Raw genomic sequence first — 22854 nt, forward strand, 5'->3', positions numbered from 1 at the left:
TTTCGATTCATTTAAGTGGATTAGCAATCCTTGTAGGAATAATGTCCGGATTTGCATTTAATCGAACAATTCAACTCGCCAGCCTGCCCGAAAGAAAAAACTGACAGGTGGCTGGTCAGACAATTGACTGTCTTATAAAGCCCAATGCCAACCCGGTGGAGGCGTTGAAGTATGAGTAAATGATTATTCCAGCTTCCGCAATAACGAATCCGCTTTCAGTAAATCAGTATACAAAATGCCATCCAGGTGGTCAATCTCGTGCTGGAAAATACGGGCGGTGAATCCCTGAACGGTTTCAATAACTTCATTCCCTTCCGGGTGAATGTATTTAATTTCAATCATATCCGGACGTTCCACCGGGCCGCGGCATCCGGGGATAGACAAACAACCTTCGTCGTGGGTGACAGTTTCTGTTGATTTGGAAAGGATAACAGGATTGAAGTAAGCTTCAAAAGGTTCATCTTCTTTGTCGAAGCGCTGAACCAAGATGATCCTGCGGTTGATTCCTACCTGCGGGGCAGCAATACCCACACCACCTACTTCAGGATGGGTCACAGTGATTAACATTCGCTGGGTTAAGATCTCCAAATGCTTGTTGTCCGGCTGTTTTACAGGATTGGATATTTTTCTGAGCACAAGAGAATCTTCAGCGTCAAAAACACTCAGAACATACATGGCGCTATCGGCAGGGCCAGTATTGATCAGCCTTTTCTCGATGGATGTTAATCGGTTGCCTTGACAGGATGCAAAAAGAGTCAAAGCAATTAGTGGTATTATTATTCTCGGTTTCATCGTATTATTGATTTTTATGTAATTGGCAAATTTATATTTTTTGTCAAATCCAGATAAGTTGCTTTATCGGTTTTTTGCCAACCCGGGACAATTAAAATCAGATTTTGATTTCAAATTAAAGCGTTTATATTAATTTTGCACCCCTTACTTAAATTACTTCAACGAAAAACCAGCATTAATGAAAAACAAATATATTGATCTTATTGAACAAACATTTGATTTCCCAACTGAAGAATTCAAGGTTGTGGATGATGAGCTTTACTTCAACGATATCCCAATGATGGATATTATAAAGCAATACGGCACTCCCGTGAAGTTAACTTATCTTCCCAGGATCAGTAAGCAAATTCAAAAGGCAAAACGAATGTTCAACGTTGCTATTGCGAAAGCCGATTATGAGGGCGAATATCACTTTTGTTACTGCACAAAAAGTTCCCATTTCTCTTTTATACTCGAGGAAGCATTGAAAAATGAGGCGCATATTGAAACCTCCTCAGCGTTTGATATCAACATTCTTGAGCAATTGCATGATGAAGGCAAGTTTGCCAAGGATAATTTTATTATCTGTAACGGGTTCAAACGGCCGCAATACATTGAAAACATCATCAACCTTGTAGAAAATGATTTTGTGAACACCATACCGATTTTGGATAACCTTGCCGAAATTGATCACTACGACCAGGGGATGACCAAGAAATGCAAACTTGGTATCCGGATTGCAGCAGAAGAAGAACCTCGTTTTGAATTTTACACTTCCAGGCTTGGCGTCAGATATAATGACATAGTTCCTTTCTATGAAGCCAAAATAAAGAACAACCCGAAGTTTGAGCTTAAGATGCTTCATTTCTTCATCAACACGGGTATTCGCGACAATGCATATTATTGGAACGAGTTGCAGAAATGCGTAAATGTATATTGCGATCTCAAAAAAATCTGCCCCGAACTTGATTCCCTGAATATTGGCGGCGGTTTTCCTATAAAAAACTCCCTCTCCTTTACTTTTGATTATGAATATATGGCTGAGGAAATAGTAGCGCAGATCAAGGCTGCCTGCGATCGCAACGGGGTTGCTGAACCGGATATTTTTACTGAATTTGGTTCGTTTACAGTTGGTGAAAGCGGCGCCGTACTTTATTCCATCATTGACCAGAAACGCCAGAACGACCGGGAAATCTGGAACATGATTGACAGCTCTTTCATGACCACGCTACCCGACACATGGGCGGCTCACCAGCGCTTTATTCTACTTGCCGTGAATAACTGGGACAAGGAATATGAAAGGGTATTTCTTGGAGGTCTTACCTGCGACAGCCAGGACTATTACAATTCTGAAGCCCATGCCAATGCAATCTTTCTTCCAAAAATTGCCAATGGCGATCCGCAGTACATTGGATTGTTTCATACCGGCGCCTACCAGGAATCAATTGGAGGATACGGCGGGGTTCAGCATTGCCTTATCCCGGCACCCAAGCACATCATCATTGACATTGATGAGGAGGGAGAATACACCACAAAACTGTTTGGAAAGGAGCAGAGTTATAAGTCTATGCTCAAGATATTGGGTTATTGATCTGCAATTTATTGTAATTTTGCGCCTTGCTTCTGAGCGGGAAAAACACATTCTGCCAAGAATATCCAAAAGTATAAACCAAAACCAACAGCTATGAACTTCGGCGATTTACCCGAGAAATATTCAACATTAGGATCATCAAAAATTGTGATCCTCCCAGTTCCGTTTGATGCCACCAGCACCTGGGGCAAAGGCGCCGATCGCGGCCCCGAAGCCATTATTGAAGCTTCGAACAACATGGAAATTTACGATATTGAAACCGATAGCGAAGTGCATTTGCTTGGCATTCATACTGCCGAACCGGTTGCTGTAACTGATGATCCCGACGAAATGGTTCAGTCAGTTTACAAAGAAGTGAAAAAGCATCTTAAGAAGAACAAATTTGTTGTCACACTTGGCGGTGAGCACTCAATAAGTATTGGCGCCATAAAGGCTCATGCCGAACAATTTGAAGATTTAACCATTGTACAGATTGACGCCCACGCCGACCTGCGCGATGAGTACATGGGTTCGAAAAACAATCATGCCTGTGTGATGGCGAGAGCAAAGGAACTTGCCCCGGTGGTTCAGATCGGTATCAGAAGTATGAGCGTTGAAGAAAGTTTTGGCGTTGAGCAGGGTCGGATTTTCTATGCCCGCGATATCAACGACAACGAAACCTGGAAATACGATATGCTAAGCATACTCACCAACAATGTTTACATTACTTTCGATCTTGACGCCCTTGATCCTTCCATTATGCCATCAACCGGCACCCCCGAACCAGGTGGATTGCTTTGGTATCAGGCAATTGAGATTTTACGCCGCATTAGCGAAAGGAGCAATATCGTAGGCTTTGATGTGACAGAACTTGCTCCGAACCCAAATACAAAAGCTCCTGATTTTCTCGCATCAAAACTGATTTATAAGCTGCTGACTTATAAATTTATTGACCAGATACCGGGCCAGGAAAAATAATTCCGGCGCAAAATATAGATTCAATAATTTTCAATAAAGAATAAAATGAAAAAATCAGATCTCCTCAAAGATCCAGTAAAACACATTGACATCAAGAGTTTCGATGCAAGCCCAATGATCAATGCAATGCGCGAAATGTCGTTCACATCGCGCGATACGGCCGCTGCTGCCGATATTTTTGATCTTATGATCAATGATAAGGATTGTTCAATAATCCTCACCCTGGCCGGCAGTACCAGTGCGGGCGGTTGCATGCAGATTTATGTTGACATGATCCGGAACAATATGATTGATGCAATTGTAGCTACCGGTGCAAGCATTGTTGATATGGACTTTTTCGAAGCCCTTGGGTTCAGGCATTATAAAGGCAGTTCCGACCTCGACGACAAGGTGCTTAGAGAACTATACATTGACCGGATTTATGACACGCTGATAGACGAGGAAGAACTTCAGGCTTGCGATCACACAGTATATGAAATTGCAAGCCAGCTTGAACCAAGGCCATACAGCTCACGCGAATTTATTCATGAAATGGGCCGGTGGCTCGTGAATAATCCGGATAAAGCTGTTAAGAAAGATTCATTGGTCCAGGTTGCTTACGAACACAAAGTGCCCATTTTCTGCCCGGCTTTCTCTGATAGCAGCGCGGGTTTTGGTTTGGTAAAACACCAATGGGACAACCCCGGGAAACACCTTTCAATAGATTCAGTAGCCGATTTCCTTGAACTCACCAAAATTAAAATGGCTGCTCCTACAACCGGTTTGTTTATGATTGGGGGTGGGGTTCCAAAAAACTTTGTTCAGGATACAGTTATTTGTGCCGAAATTCTTGGAAAAGATGTTCCCATGCATAAATATGCCGTTCAGATTACTGTTGCCGACTCCCGTGATGGCGCTTGCTCTAGTTCAACACTCAAAGAAGCAGCATCATGGGGAAAGGTTGATACCGTGTATGAACAAATGGTTTACGCCGAGGCTACCTCCGTGTTGCCTATGATTGCAAGCTACCTTTACCACAAAGGCGACTGGCGCAACCGTCAAAAGTTTGAGTGGGCAAATCTGTACGGGAAATAATTATTCAACAGGTATCTCTGCCCTTTCGCGCTTAAAATAAGATCCTTTGACGAGGCTGTCTCAAATGGTCATATCTTGTCATCCTGAACGAAGTGAAGGATCTCTATTTGACTGTATATTAGATTCTTCGCTGCGCTCAGAATGACAAAAGCCGACAATCCGAAAAGTTTGGAGACAGCCTCTTTTTTGTTAGCCTTATTTTTTTACGGCTTGACCATAATCTCTCCCGTCATTCAATGATTTCATCAGGCATTTCATAGCCTAAAAACCGGCATTCACAGTACTTTGTTTTTGCACATAATTGGCTGGATTTACATTTGCTGCATAATCATTTCAAAATCTTTAAACAGTAAAATCATGAAAACACAATTCAACCAGTTACTTGCCCTGTTTACCTTCAGCGCTCTGCTTTTATCCGGATGTTACAAACTTGAACCCTGGCCTTCAATTAAGGGCGAAGGTCCGATGGTTCGCGACACATATCAAATGGGATATTTTGATGGGGTGCAGGTAGATGTAAATGCGTTCGTAAGAATATCGCAAGGATCAGAAACCAGGGTTGAAATCCTTGGCCAGGAGAATATTCTTGATATTCTTGATGTGCGAACAATAAATAATGTTCTCGTCATTAGTTTCGATGTGAATGTCTGGAAGTATGAGAAGCTGCAGATTGACATTGAAGTTCCTGATCTGAACCTCATATCCTCTATGGGCAGCGCAGATATTCATATGATAACGCCATTGGTTACGGATAATCTGAGCATTGATATTTTTGGCTCAGGAACCACGATAATCCCTGAGTTATCGGCTGAAAAACTCACCTCACGCATTCATGGATCAGGAAATATTGAAGTAGGCGGATCGGTTGAAACCGAACATGTGAGCATAAACGGTTCAGGCAATTTTTACGCATTTGATCTTTTTGCCGCCGAAGTCAGGATTAATATCTTCGGTTCAGGAAATGGCAACATTTTTGTAAGCAACTCGCTCGATGCTTCAATTCATGGAAGTGGCAGCGTGTTCTTCAAGGGAAACCCACAAGTTAGCACGACCTCAATTTTTGGAAGTGGAAAAGTTGTAAAGGTTAACTAACCGCGGAACGATGACTCTTAAAATTTAATCACCTCAATTACATTAACTTAATTTTTAAAACTATGAAAAAGTTGGTCTTAAGCATGATAGTGGCAATTATGTCGGTATCAGCAGTTGCACAAAGTTATGAATACAAAATCGTAACAATTGTTGAGTCAATCGTTCCAATGGGTCTTGGAAGATCACGTATCATTGAAAACAAGCAGGAAATCAATGCAAGCGATTTAACCACGGCCAGAACCGATGGCAAAACCAGTAAACAAAAAGAAGTGAGCAGGAGCGATGCCAAGATCCAGGAATTTGAAGAAACTACTTTACTGAATTTTTACAGCGGTGTTGGTATCAATTTCCAGAATATTGCTTCAAATGATGCTATTATCACATCAAAGATCATGGAGATTGTTCAAGAAGGATGGGACCTGGCATTTGCCCTCAGCGGAGTTGAAAGCGACAGTGGCGATACCGATGGTAAAGGCATCTATATCACCCGCCTGATATTCAAGAGAGTGATCGAATAGTTTTTTATTCATTCAATATTTTCAAGCCCCGGAAGGTTTATATAAATCTGACGGGGCTCTTCATTTCTTAGCATTCCATTGTATCTTTACACATCGATCAATTGAAATTTAAATTTATTGCACATGGTTTTCACAAAGCCATTCATCATATTTAACCTGGCCTTGGTTTCCATGATGATATTCGGGTCATGTAACACTACCCGCAGGCTCGAAAAGGCATTGGCCAACCCGAAAGGAGTTACCAAACTCAATTTAAGTTATGGCAGTCTTAATGAGCTGCCGGCAGAAATTTCAACCTTAACTGAACTTGAAGAACTTATCCTTTTTAAAAATCAGATTAGCAGCCTGCCACCTGAAATTGGCCAGCTCAGCAAACTCCGGAAGTTGGTAGTCAGTAGCAACAACTTAAAGACAATACCGCCCGAAATAAGCCAACTAACAAACCTTGAACATTTATCTTTAAAATTCAATGAAATTGATAGCCTTCCACCCGAAATAGGCTCGTTGGCGAACCTGGATTATCTTGATCTGAGCTACAACCGGATTGAAAAACTTCCGCCAGAAATAGGCATGCTCAAAAACCTTGAATTTCTGTATCTCGGTCAGAACCAATTATACGAAATCCCACCCGAAATAGGACAGCTCGAGCGCCTGCGCCATTTATACATCGGCAGGAATTTTCTCACATTTCTGCCCTTTGAAATCGGGAATCTGCGTAACCTGAATGAACTTGACATCGCAGGAAGCGGTCCTTTACTTGATGTGCCTGAAAGCATCTCAAATCTTAGAAGCCTTGATATAATTTATATTGATCAAACAACTGTTTTGCCTTACAGTATCCATTTATTGCGCAACCGGACGATGATTATAATTAAATTCTGAGTAAGCCTGCAAATCTGAAACATATCTAAACCCTGCAATCCTGCATCGCTGAAAAGTCTTACTTTTGTTCCTGATGTGGGAAAAATTTAAACTTCACCTAAGCCAGGATCTTAAGATTGTAAAGCAATCGCGGATTCTTGTTGCAGTGAGTGGTGGGATGGATTCGGTTGCGCTTTTGCATCTGCTCAACAAAGCGGAACTGGCGATAGGTGTTGCACATGTAAATTTTAAATTGCGAGGCGATGAATCAGACCGCGATGAAATCTTCGTAAAAGAACTTACGGATCAATACAAATTGCCATTTTATTCCGTGCATTTTGCAACCGGCGATTTTGCTGATAAAGAGAGTATTTCAATACAAATGGCAGCCAGGCAATTGCGCTACGAATGGTTCGAAAAGATTGCGGCCAGCAACAATTATGATTTTCTAGCCACCGCCCATCATCTCGACGATCAGATCGAAACATTTTTTATTAACCTATTGCGTGGTTCAGGGATTGGCGGATTAAAAGGTATCCCTGTCAGAACCGGCATTTTCATCCGGCCATTGCTGCCTTTTCATCGGAGTGAAATTGAAGCGTATGTGAAATCAAACCGGCTTGACTTCAGAGAAGATTCAAGCAACCTCAAGTCAGATTATCTGCGAAATCGCATCCGGCATCATTTGATTCCACTATTGGAAGATTTGCAGCCATCGTTTCGTAAAGTGATGGCCAGTAATCTGAAACATCTTTCAAGTGCAGAAGCATTCTACAGGGAAGCAATCGGGCATTTGAGTTCTGGCATAATCAGAAATGAGGAATCCGGGACAATTATCTCTATTCAGAATTTGCTTGAGAGCAGTCACCCTGAATTGCTGCTGCATGAAATTCTGCAGGAATATGGGTTCACCACCGGCCAAACGCAGCAAATTTTCCTTGCAACAAGCGCGCAGCCTGGTAAAATCTTCAGGTCAGAAACCCATCGCCTGATCAAGGACAGGGATAACTTCATATTGCAATCATTGAATGAAATTGACGACGATAAAGCGGGTTATACTGTTGAGTGTGATACTATAGAGGTAGTTCATCCCATTTGTTTGCAATTTAAGACCATCGAAAGGAATATTGATTTTCATCCTTTTGCTGATCCTGACAAGGCCTTCCTGGATTTTGATACAATCAAATTCCCATTAATGATTCGAAAATGGAAGCAGGGTGATAAGTTTAAACCCCTGGGCATGTCAGGTCATGTGAAACTGAGCGACTTTTTTATCGCAAATAAGATGTCATTAAGTGATAAAGAGAAGATATGGTTGCTTACAGATGCCGGCGATCAGATACTTTGGATCATAGGCTATCGCATTGCCGGGCAAAACAGGATCAAGCAATCAACAAAAACCGTATTTATGATTGAATGGTTACATTGAAACAAGTATATTTATCAATCATTTCAGGGATAAAAACTATTTTTGCAAAATAATTAATACTCGAAACCCATGCTTAACCGACTGCTTTTAATCTCGACTTTCGTGGCCATAACTTTATCAAGCGCTGCCCAAATTCTTGAGCCGGTAAAATGGTCCTTCTCAACCAACAGAACCAGCCTGAACGAGGCAGAAATTATTTTTACTGCCACCATTGACGATGGCTGGTACCTATACTCACAGCATCTTCCTGAAGGCGGACCGGTTCCGACAAGCTTTACCTTTGAAGAAAACGCTTCTTTTACCCTCGTTGGAAAGGTGATTGAGTCTAATGCAAAGGAGAAGTTTGATGAGATCTTCAAAATGGACATTAAGTATTTTCTTGGTGAACCGGTTTTCAGGCAAAAAATCAAACCCCTCACAAACGAGGCTTTCAAGGTCACGGGCTATGTAGAATTTATGAGCTGCGATAACAATAATTGCACTCCTCCTACTGCCGTTGATTTTGAATTAACTGTACCAGCGTTTATTGCTGATGAAACTACTCCGGCCAATCCTGATAGTGGGGAAGAATCAACTGAAACTTTGAAGGAAGAAACTATAGAAGTAGCACAACCCACTGCAATAACGATCGCTGAAGAAATGCCATTAGATCAGTCAACTGATAAAAGAGGACTTTGGTATATTTTCTTTGCCGGTTTGCTGGGTGGTTTGCTTGCATTGTTAACCCCATGTGTCTTTCCTATGATCCCAATGACGGTCAGTTATTTTATCAGGAATACAAGCAATAAGGCCAAAGGTAGAAGAGATGCAGTTATTTACGGTATTTCCATCGTGATTATTTATGTGACCCTGGGTCTGGGCGTTTCATTGATTTTTGGATCCGATGGCCTGAACCAATTGTCAACCAGTCCCTGGTTCAACCTGTTTTTCTTTGTATTGCTTATCGTTTTTGCGGCAGCATTTTTTGGTGCATTTGAGTTACAATTGCCGTCGAGCTGGACGAACGCCATTGATAACAAGGCAGAAAAAACCGGTGGGTTCGTAGGTGTATTTCTGATGGCGCTGGTTCTTGTGTTGGTTTCCTTTTCATGTACCGGCCCAATCATTGGCACGCTGCTGGTTGAAGCAGCAACTTCAGGCAGCATGCTCTCTCCTATGATTGGCATGACAGGTTTTTCAATAGCCCTTGCAATTCCTTTTACACTCCTGGCTATTTTCCCCTCAATGATGGGTTCGATACCAAAATCAGGAGGCTGGCTTAATTCAGTAAAAGTGGTGCTGGCATTTTTGTTGCTTGCTTTCTCACTCAAATTCCTCACCGTTGCCGATTCAGTTGCACAGTGGAATTTAATGAGCCGCGATGTTTTCCTCGCGATCTGGATTGCTATTTTCACCTTGATGGGCTTTTATCTGCTCGGAAAGATCAAATTCCACCACGACAGCGATTTACCTTATGTTTCTGTGCCACGCATTTTTCTTGTCATCATCGTTTTCTCTTTTGTGGCTTATTTAATTCCGGGTATGTGGGGAGCGCCTCTAACAAGCATCAGTTCTTTTGCTCCTCCGGTTACCACACAGGTATTTGATGTCAACCGTTCATCGGGAGGCGAGCAGGGCAGCGCAGTAAATCAAACCAGCCTGCTTCCTGAAGGTTATCATACCAAAGAAGGCGCTTATGGGCTGGTTAAATTTCTTGAATACGACGAAGGCCTTGAATACGCCCGCAAAGTAGGCAAACCCATATTTCTCGACTTCACGGGTCATGGCTGCGTTAACTGCCGGAAAATGGAAGCAGCCGTGTGGAGCGATCCGCAAGTGCTGCAGAGGTTACGAAATGAATATGTGATCATTTCATTGTATGTTGACGATCGAACACGCTTATCGGATGAAGAACAATATACTTCCGATTTTGGAGGTAGGGAAAGGCGAATCAGAACGATTGGTAATAAATGGAGCGATTTTCAGGCAAAGCGCTATGGAGTAAATTCCCAACCGTATTATGTTTTGCTCGACCACCAGGAAAACCAGTTGGCTCAACCCTATAGTTACAATACAAATGTTGGGCAGTTTGTCGACCACCTGGACAAGGGAATTGAGGCTTTCAGGCAAGCACAATAGTTGCTTTTCCCCTTTTGGCTCAGCTAGAATCTATATTTCTCCCCTGAGAGAAAAGCCCTTCGGGGATGAATGGGCAGCCCGCCCGGCTGAACACCGTTCGGACGGGTTGGCAATCAAATACAACGCTCCCCGCCCGTACCGAAGCGGCACGTTCGGGCTGGCATCACTCTATTACTGCAATCATTCAAGGATTAAAGTCCAAAGCCAAAATCCAAAATCCAAGTCTAAGATTTCAATCCAAAATATAAGTTACTTGTATTTACGAATCTTAAATCTGGAATTTTGAATGAGTAATTCCCTTACTCCATCTAAAATGGCACATCGGGACTCCGACACTCGAAACTGTATCATAAACAACAGGGCTTCAATCCCCTCGTACCTCGGGGCTTGGATCCCTTCCATTACTCCAACACTCCAACACTCCAATCCTACAGTATCACAGCAGCACTGCCTCACTGCATCACAAAAAATGCAACATGTGGGTTAGTTAGATTACCGTGCCTAATCAAACGCAATCTTATTCACATAAAAAACATTCCTTTTGTTTTGTGAAGGAAGATAATTGTTGGTGATGGTCTGATAACCCGAAGCCAGAAAATAATTCCCATACCATTTAATCAGGCGACTGCTTTGTTCACTGTTTACCCTGTCTTTTGAATAACTGGTTTCAATATTTGCGTAAGAAATGTTGGTTATCGTGGTGTCTTCCTGTAACAGTTTCCACGCTATTTTACCTTCATGATTATAAGCCAAAGCCAGTCCATCCACATCGTTGTGAAGAACGAGCCTGGGAAAAAGATCAAAAGTCCGGATGTTGATCATTTCTATTCCATTGTCCCATTTTAGCTGACCCTGGCTGTCAAAAGCCACGACTACTCCATGGCTGTACCTGTAGCCATCAAACACGGAATAGCTCCTGGGCACCGGTCTGCCATAATAATCATAAGCAATGGTTGTAACCGTGCGGAAGTCAGGAGTAAAAGCCTCACCTGCCAGCAGAAAGGCATCATTTGCTTTTAACACTTCATGCATCACAAGGTAGTGTTCAAAACTTGCTGCTTGTGAGCGTTGAAACCAGCGCCTGAGCGAACGCTGCCTTCGTTCTGCAATGGTTCCGCGAATGTAATTTTCGAGATTGGTAAGATCGCTGAAATTATGGAATTGTACTTGTGGATTGTTGCCATCCAACCCAACCAACACGTTATAAAAGCCGGTTGAACGGCTTCCTTCTGCATCAGTTACACCGGAAGCTCTCCTTTGAGGTTGTGAAGTAAAACTGCCCAATACCATATAAGAACCTTCATTCAGCGGAACGTATTCAGCAGAGGTGATCATCTTCCGGCTGTCATTTTTTATAAGTTGCGTGAATGATTGCTCATTTCCTTCACTGTTGAAGCGATGCAGACAAAGTGCATTGCGGCGTCGCTCATTTCTGGAACTTGTTATAACAATAATCTCCTGTGTTTTATCATTAACATTGATGTTCTCTATAAAGTTACCTCCCTCAGAATTTAGCTCAAGCTCAATTGAATCGCCTGATTTTATATCAATACGGTAAACCTTGCACGCATTCTTTGAGTTCACACCAACATAGCAATGATTGCCTTGCCTTGTAAAGCGGTATGGTTCAAAGCGTTTATCAATATTTCCGTCAACCAGATGATATTGTTTTGATGCAGTATTGATAGTCAGGATTTGCAGGTTGGATTCTGCCGATGCACGGGAATCATAAAACATCAACGAAACCTGTTGCTCATTATGGAATGAAGCCGCGTATTCCTGGTACCGAAGCAGAGGCACGGTAAACTCCCATTGCAGACCAAAAATAGTGTCATAATGCCCGAATCCCCATATTCGGGAATTTCGATCTTCAAATTCGTTGGTTTTAAGGCTTAACAACAGGCCATGCCCAGCCATAGGAACGAGCATGAATGGCTCAGTATTTGGCTTGGATTCCAGCTCAATTCTTACAGGCTGGCTGTCAGTTTGCCCAGCTACGATTAAGCTCAGCAGAAACGCGATTACAACTATCAGATAATGCTTCATGGTTTTTGCAGGTTCGAATCCAAAAGTACAAAACTCTGCCCAGATGGCTATGTTATTCAGTATTTGCCAGGGCAAAAAAAAAGCCGTTCTTATTACTGAACGGCTTTACTTGATAATTAAGTTTATTAGTTTTTGACTTCTTCGAAGTCAACATCGGTTACTTCGTCATTTCCGCTTTTGGGTTCGGAAGCTCCCTGATCAGAACCAGGTTGATTTTGTGCTTGCTCCTGACCTTGTGTGGCCTTGTACATTTCTTCACTTGCGGCCTGCCATGCAGCATTAAGTTCAGTCATTGAAGCATCTATTCCGGCAATGTCTCGATTTTTATGCGCTTCCTTAAGCTTATTTAGCGCATCTTCAATCGGTAGCTTTTTCTCTGCCGGAAGCTTCTCGCCGAATTCCTTGAGTTGTTTTTCTGTTTGGAACACAAGGGCATCAGCGCTGTTTAATTTGTCCACTTCTTCCTTGAGTTTCTTGTCAGACTCAGCATTGGCTTCAGCTTCTGTTTTCATACGTTTTACTTCATCATCGCTGAGACCGCTGGTGGCTTCAATTCTTATCTGGTGCGATTTCCCGGTGCCTTTATCTTTGGCTCCAACATTCAGAATACCATTGGCATCAATATCAAAAGTAACTTCAATTTGAGGTATACCGCGTTGTGCCGGTGGAATGCCATCGAGATGGAACCTGCCGATGCTTTTGTTATCTTTTGCCATCGGACGCTCGCCTTGCAGCACATGGATCTCAACAGATGGCTGGTTATCAGAGGCTGTGGAAAACACTTCCGATTTTTTTGTAGGAATCGTTGTGTTTGATTCTATGAGTTTGGTCATTACACCGCCAAGTGTTTCAATACCTAACGATAAAGGTGTTACGTCGAGCAACAGTACATCTTTCACTTCGCCGGTAAGAACGCCACCCTGTATGGCAGCGCCAATGGCAACTACTTCGTCGGGGTTCACACCTTTTGAAGGGGCTTTGCCGAAGAATTCTTCCACAACCTTTTGAATTGAAGGAATTCGGGTTGAACCACCAACAAGGATCACTTCGTCAATATCTGATGTTTTCAGGCCTGAATCGCTCATGGCTTTTCGGCATGGTTCAATGGTAGCCTTTACAAGACTTTCAGTAAGCTGATCAAATTTAGCTCTGGAAAGCGTTCTCACAAGGTGCTTGGGAATTCCGTCAACCGGCATAATGTAGGGCAGGTTGATTTCGGTTGAAGTTGAGCTTGATAATTCTATCTTCGCTTTTTCGGCGGCTTCTTTAAGTCTCTGCAAAGCCATTGCATCGCGGCGAAGGTCAATGCCTTCGTCTTTTTGAAACTCATCAGCAAGCCAGTCAATTATTTTCTGGTCGAAATCATCACCCCCCAGGTGAGTATCGCCGTTAGTTGATTTTACTTCAAATACGCCATCGCCCAATTCGAGGATCGAAATATCAAATGTTCCGCCTCCAAGGTCAAAAACGGCAACTTTCAAATCTTTATTTTTTTTATCGAGGCCGTAAGCAAGGGCAGCGGCTGTAGGTTCGTTAATGATTCGTTTAACAGTAAGCCCTGCAATTTCACCGGCTTCTTTTGTAGCCTGGCGTTGCGAATCACTGAAATATGCAGGCACGGTAATAACTGCTTCAGTTATTGTTTGACCCAAATAATCTTCAGCGGTCTTTTTCATCTTCTGCAACACCATTGCGGAAATTTCCTGGGGCGTATAAAGCCTGTCATCAATGCGGACGCGGGACGTATTATTGTCACCTTTTTCAATAACGTAAGGTACGCGCTTTACTTCTTTCTGAACCCTGTCAAATGTTTCGCCCATGATCCTTTTGATTGAAAAAACGGTTTTTTTTGCATTGGTGATGGCCTGACGTTTGGCAGGATCTCCGACTTTTCTTTCTCCGTTTTCGGTAAAAGCGACGATTGAGGGTGTAGTGCGACGGCCTTCGCTGTTAGGTATCACAACTGGTTCGCTGCCTTCCATTACGGCAACGCAGGAGTTTGTAGTTCCGAGGTCAATTCCGATTATTTTTCCCATAGTAAATTATCTTTTCTGATTAACAAATATTTTCAGGTTTCGTTACCCAAGTCAATGATTGTGCCAAGCTGCCTCCTATGCAATATTCGCATTGGCATTTCATATGTGCGAGCTTGCTTTTACGAAGGATGGCTTTAGTCAAAACAAATTAATTACCAGTCGCTTAGCTGATTTTACAGAGTCAATAAATGAGGGAAGTGTTTAAAATTCCGGATCGTAGATGAAAGTGGAATGAATGACAATTAGTCAGAAACTATGAGGCAATTAAGGAACCCACTGGAAATTATGGCCATCCATTTCCATTAGCCGGTTAATGGTTTGGAAATGGATACGGTGCACACTAGTCTTATCATAGCGGGCGCTGAAAACACCAAGGCCATTTTCAATATTTGTATATTCCGGTCTTTCCTGAACCAGGCTCGAAGATGGTTCATTCACTTCAATATAAGTGCTTAGGTCGGTGGCTGCCACATAAAAAATGAGTTCGACATTTACGGGGTAACGGATAATATTTTCAAGTTTCGGGATTTGGGTTTCAACCATACTGAAAAATGTTTCGTTGGTGAACCTGATCTCAATATCACCACCACCACTTGTATTTCCTGATTTTACTATGGGCGAGAACCATTCAATATGTCTTGCGATTGTATCGTTGGTTCCCACATCAACATCCAGATAATTGAAACGCATGATCATCTGGTAGCGTCCGGCATTTTTTGCCGGTCTCCAGGCAAATGTTTTTGTCGGATTAGTAGGAATATTAAAGTTGATCTGGGTATTCGCAGCCGGTGTGGTTATGCCGAAATCGCCCACTAGTTCGCATTCCGATGTAATTACCTTATTAGTACTGAGATTGGTAATTACCAATTTATATTTATAGTTCGGATTAAGAGTTGCTTCTCTAAAATACAGCGGTTGATTAGAGGAGAAAAATATACCGGATTCTTTGTCCTTAATTGTTATGGTATCAAGTTGCAGGGTTCGAACCAGGGTAGCGTCGTTCCATTCCTGGATCACCACGTCGAGATTGTTCGGATAGAGATTTGAATCGGCTTCCAGCGCCATTTGCAATACATTTCCCTGTCCGAGAAAAGCCTTTTGGATCCTGATATAATGGGTGTCCTCATTTTGATTAAGAATACCATAAACTACGGTAATATCTTTCCATTCGGCATTGAGGTCAAAATCAGTTTCGCACGAAACCCAAAGCAAGGGGATGAAGAGTAGAAGAATGAGGCGCTGGTAGTTTTTCATAAATATTATTGAGATAGCGATATAGGTTTGCAAAGGTAGCAATAATCAGATTAGCTTCATTTTCCATTAACGCTGAATGCCTGGGTTTATGATAAAAATGAATGGAAATACCGGAAAGTTCTGCAAACGCATACCGATTTGCTACCTTTGCAAACTTGTTTAATTATCGCCATCGTAGTTGGCGTAATCATCGGGGAACTAAACATCAGTAATAATTTGACGCATGACTAAAGTAATTGCCAGAAAAGTTACCACCCATGTGCTTCAGGAGATGAAGCTGAAAGGTGAAAAAATTTCAATGCTAACAGCCTATGATTTTTCAATGGCACGGCTTGTTGAGGCTGCCGGCATTGATGTGATCCTTGTTGGGGATTCCGCTTCAAATGTAATGGCAGGGCATAACAGTACGCTGCCTATTACGCTGGATCAGATGATCTATCATGGCAGTTCAGTTGTGAGGGCTGTAACAAGGGCGTTCGTGGTGGTTGATATGCCTTTTGGAACCTACCAGGGCAATTCAAAGGAAGCGCTGTCGTCATCTATCCGTATCATGAAAGAAACAGGCGCTGATGCTGTGAAACTTGAAGGCGGCAAAGAAATACTTGAATCCATTGACCGTATCCTCTCAGCAGGAATACCCGTGATGGGGCACCTGGGCCTGACACCCCAATCCATACACAAGTTTGGAACCTATGTGGTGAGGGCAACCGAAGAAAGCGAAGCAAAAAAACTTGTTGAAGATGCGCATCTTCTTGAACAATCGGGTTGTTTTGCGTTGGTACTTGAAAAAATACCAGCCAAACTAGGTGGAGATGTAGCCAATGCGTTAAAGATCCCTGTAATTGGCATTGGAGCAGGCAGGTACGTTGATGGGCAGGTGTTGGTTCTACATGATATGCTCGGGATCACACAGGAATTCTCACCAAGGTTTTTACGCCGCTATCATAATCTCAGTGAAGAAATTCAAGGTTCCGTGCGAACCTATATCAAGGACATTAAGTCACTGGAGTTTCCAAATGAAAGGGAGCAATATTGATTTAAATCCAAAGGCCAAAGTTCAAAATTCAAAGTCTCAAATCCCAAGCCCCAAATCCCAAGACTCAAGACCAGAATCCAAAGCTCAAAATTCAAAGAACAACGAATTAACTACTCAACACCGCAATACTCCAATACTCCACTACTCCATTTCCCCAATATTCAACTAAGCCCAAATGGATGAAATTGACTATATAAGCCTGCGTGTTCTTTTTGAGGACAATCATTTGCTCGTGTTAAACAAGCGTGCCGGCGATATTGTGCAGGGCGATAAAACAGGAACAGAACCCTTACTGGATAAAGCCAAAGCTTACATCAAAGTAAAATACAACAAACCCGGGAATGTTTATCTGGGCCTTCCGCACCGGCTCGATCAACCGGTAACCGGAGCGGTTATTTTTTCCCGCACTTCAAAATCCCTTGCACGCCTGAACCAAATGCTACAGGATCATGAGATCACAAAAATATATTGGGCCATTGTTAAGAACCGCCCACCGGTTGATGAAGGAACGTTAATTCATTTCATGTCGCGCAACCGGGAGAAAAATAAATCCTATGCTTTTGCCACTCCACGAAAAGATTCACAACGGGCAGAGCTAAAGTATACACTCATTGCCTCAAGCGAACATTACCATTTACTTGAAGTAGAATTGCTCACCGGTCGTCATCATCAAATCCGCTCACAACTTTCCATCAGTGGCTGCCCGATAAAGGGCGATCTGAAATACGGCGCCCCCCGCCCCAATGAGGATGCTTCAATTCACCTTCACGCCCGAAAGTTGATGTTTGCTCACCCAGTTTCAGGCGAAGCGCTCAATATCATAGCGCCGGTTCCATCCGATCCACTGTGGCAGTATTTTGAAAACATTCTTGGCTAACACAATCCCAGCTTTATCTTGCCGACCATTGCTTATTCAAAGCCTATCAACTTCCCACTCAATCAGCCAGATAATCTTCAATAGCTTTCTGTAGTCAAGTATCTGCACACTAAACTACTGCACAACTGCATCACTGTTTCACTGCATTACAGCATCACAACATTACTCCAGACTTGGACAGGCTCAGCCATCCGATTCCATTACTCCATCACTCCATTACTCCATTCCTACTGCATCACTGTAACACTGCATCACAATCCAAAAGCAGAGAAAAAATACTGGCAGATTTAGCCAGATTCTGATAACTTTGCCATAAAAAGCAGCAGGTTGTGAAAGAAGGTCAGAAAGGCAATATGGTTGAAACCCCCTTGATGAAGCAGTATTACTCCATCAAGGCGAAATATCCTGATGCATTGTTGCTTTTCAGGGTGGGCGATTTTTATGAAACCTTCGGCGAAGATGCCATCAAAGCCTCGAAAATACTTGGTATTGTACTCACAAGGCGGGCCAATGGCGCTGCTTCTTATGTTGAACTGGCCGGCTTTCCACATCATGCATTGGATACCTATTTACCGAAGCTGGTAAGATCGGGACTGCGGGTTGCCATTTGCGATCAGCTTGAAGACCCAAAGCTAACCAAGACAATAGTAAAGCGCGGAGTAACAGAACTTGTAACCCCCGGCGTTTCCTACAACGACAAAACGCTGGATCATAAGGCAAATAATTTCCTGGCCAGCATACATCTTCAACCTGTCACTTCCGGTATAAGTTTCCTGGATGTTTCCACCGGTGAGTTTTATCTTGCCGAAGGTTCGAACGAATATATTGATAAACTTCTTCAGGCTTTCCAACCCAGCGAAATCATCATTCAAAAAAGCAAACGCCATCGTTTTGCCGAACTATTTGGCGACAAGTTTTACACCAATACTTTTGAAGATTGGGTTTTTACCTTCGACTTTGCCCACGAACTCTTACTCAAACATTTCAAAACGGTATCCTTGAAAGGTTTTGGAATTGATGAGCAGAACCAGGGCACGATTGCTGCCGGTGCAGCGCTGCATTACCTCGCCGAAACACACCATGACAAGGTGGAACATATCTGCAAGATTTCGCGCATCGAAGAAGAAAACTACGTTTGGCTCGATAAATTCACGATCCGAAATCTTGAGCTGATCAGCTCAGTGAACGAAAATGCCGCTACTTTGCTCAATGTAATGGATCGAACCATTTCTCCGATGGGTTCGCGCATGATGAAACGCTGGATTGTGCTGCCGCTGAAAAACCGCAAGCCCATTGAGGAAAGACATGAAATGGTGGAGTTTTTCATTCAGCATCCGGAAGTTGTACAGGTTTTGAATCAGCAGATCAAAGTGATCGGCGACCTGGAGCGCCTGATTTCTAAAGTGGCAGTACGCCGTGTGAACCCCCGTGAAGTTGTGCAATTGAAGAGAGCGCTTGATGCGCTGATCCCGATCAGGGAAGTGTTGGCTTCATCAGGTAAGGCAGCGCTCAAAATTATTGCTGAGCAATTGAACCCCTGTACACTTATCAGCACCCGGATCGAAAAAGAGGTTCAAACAGAGCCTCCGGTGCAGGTTCAAAAAGGCGGTGTGATTGCCGATGGCGTGAATAGCGAACTTGATGAACTGCGCAAACTCTTGTATTCAGGAAAAGATTTTCTGGTTCAGATCCAACAGCGGGAAATTCAGAACACAGGTATAGCTTCACTGAAAATAGGCTACAACAACGTTTTTGGGTATTATCTTGAAGTTACCAACACGCATAAAAATAAAGTCCCGCCTGAATGGCACCGTAAGCAAACGCTGGTGAATGGCGAGCGCTATATTACTGAAGAACTTAAAGTTTACGAACAAAAAATTCTTGGCGCTGAGGAAAAGATCCTCGCTCTCGAGCAACGCTTGTTTGATGATTTGGTGCTGGCTCTTTCTGACTATATCGAACCGGTTCAGCTCAATGCATCGCTGATTGCCCGCCTTGATTGCCTGCTATCATTTGCTGCCATTGCTATTGAAAACAATTATGCACGGCCGGTAATGAATGATTCGTGGGCGCTGGACATTCGAGGAGGGCGGCACCCGGTGATCGAAAAACACATGCCAACAGGAGAAGAATACATTGCCAATGATGTTTACCTCGATCATGAAACCCAACAGATAATGATTATCACCGGGCCGAATATGTCCGGAAAATCGGCTTTGCTCAGGCAAACAGCGCTGATTGTGCTGATGGCGCAGGCCGGAAGTTTTGTTCCGGCCAGTGAAGCGACCCTCGGCGTAGTTGATAAGATTTTTACCCGGGTCGGAGCATCTGATAATATCTCGTCTGGTGAGTCCACTTTTATGGTGGAAATGAATGAAACAGCAAGCATTCTCAATAATGTTTCGAGCCGCAGCCTGATCCTGCTCGACGAGATAGGCCGTGGCACCAGCACCTACGATGGAATTTCCATTGCCTGGGCCATCGCAGAATATCTGCATGAGCATCCACTGTTCAACCCCAAAATCCTGTTTGCCACTCACTACCACGAGCTGAATGAAATGGCGGCTTCATTCCCGCGCATCAAGAATTTTCATGTGGCAGTAAAAGAACTTGGCAATAAAGTGATATTCCTGCGCAAGCTTAAGCCTGGCGGAAGCGAACACAGTTTCGGGATACATGTAGCCCGTATGGCAGGGATTCCTTCAACTGTAATAGATCGTGCGAACCAATTGCTGAAGCAACTGGAGCAATCGCACAGCCATGAAACACTTACAAGCAAGGGACGAAAAACAGGCAAACAAGCATCCGACCAATACCAGTTAAGCTTTATCCAACTGAATGATCCATTACTGGAACAAATCCGCGAAGACATTCTCAACACCGATATAAACACGCTCACACCGGTTGAGGCGCTGATGAAACTAAATGAGATCAGGATGTTGATTGGGAAGAAATGAATGCATGTCTGATAAAAGGCAAAGCAGATAGTTTAAACAATGGTTTGTGTACCACTGGATTAATTATCATCACACAAGACCAGAGAATGAAATTTACGGAAAGTAAAATAAGGGAAAATATATTTCAGAGAGAATTATAAATTGAATGTCTATTGCAGTAAGGCTGGTTTTAGCGATAGGATCGCTGGAAGCGATATTATCGCAATAAAAAAGCAGGAATTACTCCTGCTTCTGGTACCCGGGGCGGGACTTGAACCCGCACGGCCGCGAGGCCAAAGGATTTTAAGTCCTTCGTGTATACCAATTTCACCACCCGGGCTTTAAGAACTTATATAGCGGCACAAAAATACAATGCCTGTGCTAATTAATCAAATTTTTGTGCCTGAACAAAAAATCCCGGCTTTTACCGGGATTTGAGCGAAAGACGGGACTCGAACCCGCGACCCCGACCTTGGCAAGGTCGTGCTCTACCAACTGAGCTACTTTCGCTTTTTAATGAGCATTCCCTTTCGGGGCTGCAAATATACAATGATTTTCTTTTTGACAAAAAATCACTGAAAAAAATTTACTTGCTGTTTGTTACAATGATAAGTTCAATGGAGTTCTTAGCAAAGACACGAACCAAAACACCGTCTGAAGTTGTGAAAAGTGCTTCCACTCCTAACAGATGATTAACGTGGCTTCTAATCTTCCTCCAAGCTGGAAATTCAGTTGTTGTGAGCTTAAGGAATAGTACCATAGCATGTTAAGAACCAGGAATAAAATGATAAAATGAGTTGAGCGCGTAATGAATTGTTTAATTTTGATCCTTAACCTTAAATGAATTGCAATGAAACGCTCAAATGCCTTTTTGTTAATTGTAGTGGCGCTATTGTTGGGTTTTGGCGCTGCCATTGGGATTTACCTGATAGAAAAGAATCGCTACAGGAAAACGATCACTCAAATTCAAAGTGTAAATCTTCAGCATGTTTACCAGTTGCATGAATTTAAACGCGTTGTAGGACTGGATAATGTGGGCCAGCAACAGGAATTGTTTTTTGTAAAAGTTGAACAGGCGCTGCCGCTTCAGGCTCAACTTTCAGAACTGGCAAGGGCACTGTCGAGACATTGTTTTTCTTATTTGCCAATTGAAGTTCAGGGAATTCAGGAATACGACGACAAAAAAGTAGCCGTGATAAACCTCAAAGAGTCCGAAGGCTTTGGGACCGTAGAAACGTGGTATGGTGCATCATGGGCACAAGGTTTTTTCCAGGGCAGTTTAGGCGGCTCTTCAACCAGCACAATCCTTATTGAATCATTTTTGCAACGCGATAACCCGTTGCCATGGATTGATGGAGTGGTTTTTCTTTATGAAGATCAAACCATAAGGCAATTTGATCATGTTGCGGCTCTTGAGCAAACGGTATTCAGGAATGACAAATAATCACAGTAAATCAGGAGCGGGATCATATTTCTTAAGCTCCAGCGTATCCCCATCAAAAACAGCATAGGTGAAATGTGTGATCCAATCGCCAAGAATCACAAGCCTGGCTTTATCGTTTATCAGAACATTTGTGGGAAGGTGGCGGTGCCCGAAGATAAAATAATCTATTTCAGGCTGATGAGAAATTTTCCGGGCTGCATACTTATATAGCATTTCTTCCTCAATGGGCGGGTTGCCGTATTTTGCTTCATTTTCATTATTGGCATATCGGCTTTTTCTTGAAAAATACAAGGCCAATCGCGTACCGAAGTCGGGATGTAACCATCTGAAAAACCACTGGTTAAAGCGGCTCCTGAAGATTTTTTTCACGAATTTATAACCTTTGTCACCTGGGCCTAGTCCATCGCCATGGGCAAGAAAAAATAATTTATTACCAAAGCGTGTAAGCATTTTACCATCGTGAAGTTGAATGCCCACTTCCGTTTGTAAATAATCAAACGCCCAGATATCGTGGTTGCCTCTAAAAAGATGCACAGCTATTCCACGATCAACAAGCTCAGCCAGTTTCCCGAGCAAGCGGACAAAACCTTTTGGGATCACAGTTTTATACTCAAACCAGAAATCGAATACATCGCCCATGAGATAGATAGACTGTGCACTGTCTTTCACTTCATCAAGCCAATGCACAAGGATTTTTTCACGTCGAAGGCTTTTTTCGTGATTGGGAACCCCCAGGTGAAAATCAGAGGCAAAATATATTTTCTTTGTTAAAGGAGCTTGGTATGAATGTGTAGATTTATCCATCTGTTTCTTG

17 protein-coding genes and 2 tRNA genes are annotated in these 22854 nt (G+C 42.9%); 12 read left to right on the plus strand and 7 right to left on the minus strand.

All coding sequences use genetic code 11. From position 1 onward, the window contains the following. Positions 1-183: 183 nt before the first annotated feature. Entirely contained in the window at positions 184-792 is a 609-nt protein-coding gene (gene def, locus IH597_01180; protein ID MBE0661052.1) for a peptide deformylase, read from the minus strand. A 178-nt stretch (positions 793-970) separates the two neighbouring features. On the opposite strand from def, the gene IH597_01185 reads away from it, so the two are divergent. From IH597_01185 to IH597_01220, 8 genes are all read left to right on the plus strand, one after another. Then, the gene (locus IH597_01185) at positions 971-2362 is read left to right on the plus strand and encodes an arginine decarboxylase (GenBank protein ID MBE0661053.1); all 1392 of its coding nucleotides are present in this window, start codon (positions 971-973) and stop codon (positions 2360-2362) included. Positions 2363-2455: 93 nt separating this feature from the next. Beyond that, positions 2456-3319, plus strand: coding sequence for an agmatinase (gene speB, locus IH597_01190; protein ID MBE0661054.1), 864 nt, complete (start codon positions 2456-2458; stop codon positions 3317-3319). A gap of 45 nt (positions 3320-3364) precedes the next feature. Continuing rightward, complete coding sequence (locus IH597_01195) at positions 3365-4393, plus strand: deoxyhypusine synthase (protein MBE0661055.1); 1029 nt, start codon at positions 3365-3367, stop codon at positions 4391-4393. Positions 4394-4750: 357 nt separating this feature from the next. Further along, entirely contained in the window at positions 4751-5485 is a 735-nt protein-coding gene (locus tag IH597_01200; protein MBE0661056.1) for a DUF2807 domain-containing protein, read from the plus strand. A 62-nt stretch (positions 5486-5547) separates the two neighbouring features. After that, positions 5548-6003 (plus strand): hypothetical protein, encoded by a 456-nt coding sequence (locus tag IH597_01205; protein ID MBE0661057.1) that lies wholly within the window; start codon positions 5548-5550, stop codon positions 6001-6003. Positions 6004-6126: 123 nt separating this feature from the next. Further along, positions 6127-6885, plus strand: coding sequence for a leucine-rich repeat domain-containing protein (locus tag IH597_01210; protein ID MBE0661058.1), 759 nt, complete (start codon positions 6127-6129; stop codon positions 6883-6885). A 73-nt stretch (positions 6886-6958) separates the two neighbouring features. Continuing rightward, positions 6959-8293 (plus strand): tRNA lysidine(34) synthetase TilS, encoded by a 1335-nt coding sequence (tilS, locus tag IH597_01215; protein ID MBE0661059.1) that lies wholly within the window; start codon positions 6959-6961, stop codon positions 8291-8293. A gap of 69 nt (positions 8294-8362) precedes the next feature. Continuing rightward, the gene (locus IH597_01220) at positions 8363-10411 is read left to right on the plus strand and encodes a thioredoxin family protein (protein MBE0661060.1); all 2049 of its coding nucleotides are present in this window, start codon (positions 8363-8365) and stop codon (positions 10409-10411) included. Between the two features lie 501 nt (positions 10412-10912). On the opposite strand, the gene IH597_01225 is transcribed toward IH597_01220, so the two are convergent. From IH597_01225 to IH597_01235, 3 genes are all read right to left on the minus strand, one after another. Then, complete coding sequence (locus IH597_01225; GenBank protein ID MBE0661061.1) at positions 10913-12457, minus strand: hypothetical protein; 1545 nt, start codon at positions 12455-12457, stop codon at positions 10913-10915. 125 nt (positions 12458-12582) lie between these two features. Further along, positions 12583-14493: a molecular chaperone DnaK gene (gene dnaK / locus IH597_01230; GenBank protein MBE0661062.1), complete on the minus strand. Its 1911-nt coding sequence runs from the start codon at positions 14491-14493 to the stop codon at positions 12583-12585. 264 nt (positions 14494-14757) lie between these two features. Then, positions 14758-15747 carry a DUF4249 family protein gene (locus IH597_01235; GenBank protein MBE0661063.1) on the minus strand — a complete coding sequence of 330 codons (990 nt, stop codon included), beginning with the start codon at positions 15745-15747 and terminating at the stop codon, positions 14758-14760. 223 nt (positions 15748-15970) lie between these two features. Between IH597_01235 and panB the strand changes: the two genes are divergently transcribed. The 3 genes from panB to mutS all read left to right on the plus strand — a co-directional run bounded on the left by panB (position 15971) and on the right by mutS (position 20617). After that, a complete protein-coding gene (gene panB, locus IH597_01240) occupies positions 15971-16783 on the plus strand; it encodes a 3-methyl-2-oxobutanoate hydroxymethyltransferase (protein MBE0661064.1) in 813 nt (270 codons plus the stop codon). Between the two features lie 175 nt (positions 16784-16958). After that, positions 16959-17660 (plus strand): RluA family pseudouridine synthase, encoded by a 702-nt coding sequence (locus tag IH597_01245; protein ID MBE0661065.1) that lies wholly within the window; start codon positions 16959-16961, stop codon positions 17658-17660. Between the two features lie 353 nt (positions 17661-18013). Beyond that, entirely contained in the window at positions 18014-20617 is a 2604-nt protein-coding gene (gene mutS, locus IH597_01250; GenBank protein ID MBE0661066.1) for a DNA mismatch repair protein MutS, read from the plus strand. Between the two features lie 232 nt (positions 20618-20849). On the opposite strand, the gene IH597_01255 is transcribed toward mutS, so the two are convergent. Continuing rightward, a tRNA-Leu gene (locus IH597_01255) sits at positions 20850-20936 on the minus strand. A 97-nt stretch (positions 20937-21033) separates the two neighbouring features. Next, a tRNA-Gly gene (locus tag IH597_01260) sits at positions 21034-21106 on the minus strand. A 340-nt stretch (positions 21107-21446) separates the two neighbouring features. Between IH597_01260 and IH597_01265 the strand changes: the two genes are divergently transcribed. Next, positions 21447-22040: a hypothetical protein gene (locus tag IH597_01265; GenBank protein ID MBE0661067.1), complete on the plus strand. Its 594-nt coding sequence runs from the start codon at positions 21447-21449 to the stop codon at positions 22038-22040. Here IH597_01265 and IH597_01270 read toward each other — a convergent pair whose 3' ends face one another. Further along, positions 22041-22844: a UDP-2,3-diacylglucosamine diphosphatase gene (locus tag IH597_01270; protein ID MBE0661068.1), complete on the minus strand. Its 804-nt coding sequence runs from the start codon at positions 22842-22844 to the stop codon at positions 22041-22043. Positions 22845-22854: the final 10 nt, after the last annotated feature.

The organism is Bacteroidales bacterium (assembly GCA_014860575.1).
Lineage (GTDB): Bacteria > Bacteroidota > Bacteroidia > Bacteroidales > JAAYJT01 > JAAYJT01.

Excerpts from the sequence above, each read along its gene's own strand:
- def (MBE0661052.1), bottom strand. The coding sequence starts at position 792 with ATGAAACCGAGAATAATAATACCACTAATTGCTTTGACTCTTTTTGCA.
- IH597_01185 (MBE0661053.1), top strand. The coding sequence starts at position 971 with ATGAAAAACAAATATATTGATCTTATTGAACAAACATTTGATTTCCCA.
- speB (MBE0661054.1), top strand. The coding sequence starts at position 2,456 with ATGAACTTCGGCGATTTACCCGAGAAATATTCAACATTAGGATCATCA.
- IH597_01195 (MBE0661055.1), top strand. The coding sequence starts at position 3,365 with ATGAAAAAATCAGATCTCCTCAAAGATCCAGTAAAACACATTGACATC.
- IH597_01200 (MBE0661056.1), top strand. The coding sequence starts at position 4,751 with ATGAAAACACAATTCAACCAGTTACTTGCCCTGTTTACCTTCAGCGCT.
- IH597_01205 (MBE0661057.1), top strand. The coding sequence starts at position 5,548 with ATGAAAAAGTTGGTCTTAAGCATGATAGTGGCAATTATGTCGGTATCA.
- IH597_01210 (MBE0661058.1), top strand. The coding sequence starts at position 6,127 with ATGGTTTTCACAAAGCCATTCATCATATTTAACCTGGCCTTGGTTTCC.
- tilS (MBE0661059.1), top strand. The coding sequence starts at position 6,959 with ATGTGGGAAAAATTTAAACTTCACCTAAGCCAGGATCTTAAGATTGTA.
- IH597_01220 (MBE0661060.1), top strand. The coding sequence starts at position 8,363 with ATGCTTAACCGACTGCTTTTAATCTCGACTTTCGTGGCCATAACTTTA.
- IH597_01225 (MBE0661061.1), bottom strand. The coding sequence starts at position 12,457 with ATGAAGCATTATCTGATAGTTGTAATCGCGTTTCTGCTGAGCTTAATC.
- dnaK (MBE0661062.1), bottom strand. The coding sequence starts at position 14,493 with ATGGGAAAAATAATCGGAATTGACCTCGGAACTACAAACTCCTGCGTT.
- IH597_01235 (MBE0661063.1), bottom strand. The coding sequence starts at position 15,747 with ATGAAAAACTACCAGCGCCTCATTCTTCTACTCTTCATCCCCTTGCTT.
- panB (MBE0661064.1), top strand. The coding sequence starts at position 15,971 with ATGACTAAAGTAATTGCCAGAAAAGTTACCACCCATGTGCTTCAGGAG.
- IH597_01245 (MBE0661065.1), top strand. The coding sequence starts at position 16,959 with ATGGATGAAATTGACTATATAAGCCTGCGTGTTCTTTTTGAGGACAAT.
- mutS (MBE0661066.1), top strand. The coding sequence starts at position 18,014 with ATGGTTGAAACCCCCTTGATGAAGCAGTATTACTCCATCAAGGCGAAA.
- IH597_01265 (MBE0661067.1), top strand. The coding sequence starts at position 21,447 with ATGAAACGCTCAAATGCCTTTTTGTTAATTGTAGTGGCGCTATTGTTG.
- IH597_01270 (MBE0661068.1), bottom strand. The coding sequence starts at position 22,844 with ATGGATAAATCTACACATTCATACCAAGCTCCTTTAACAAAGAAAATA.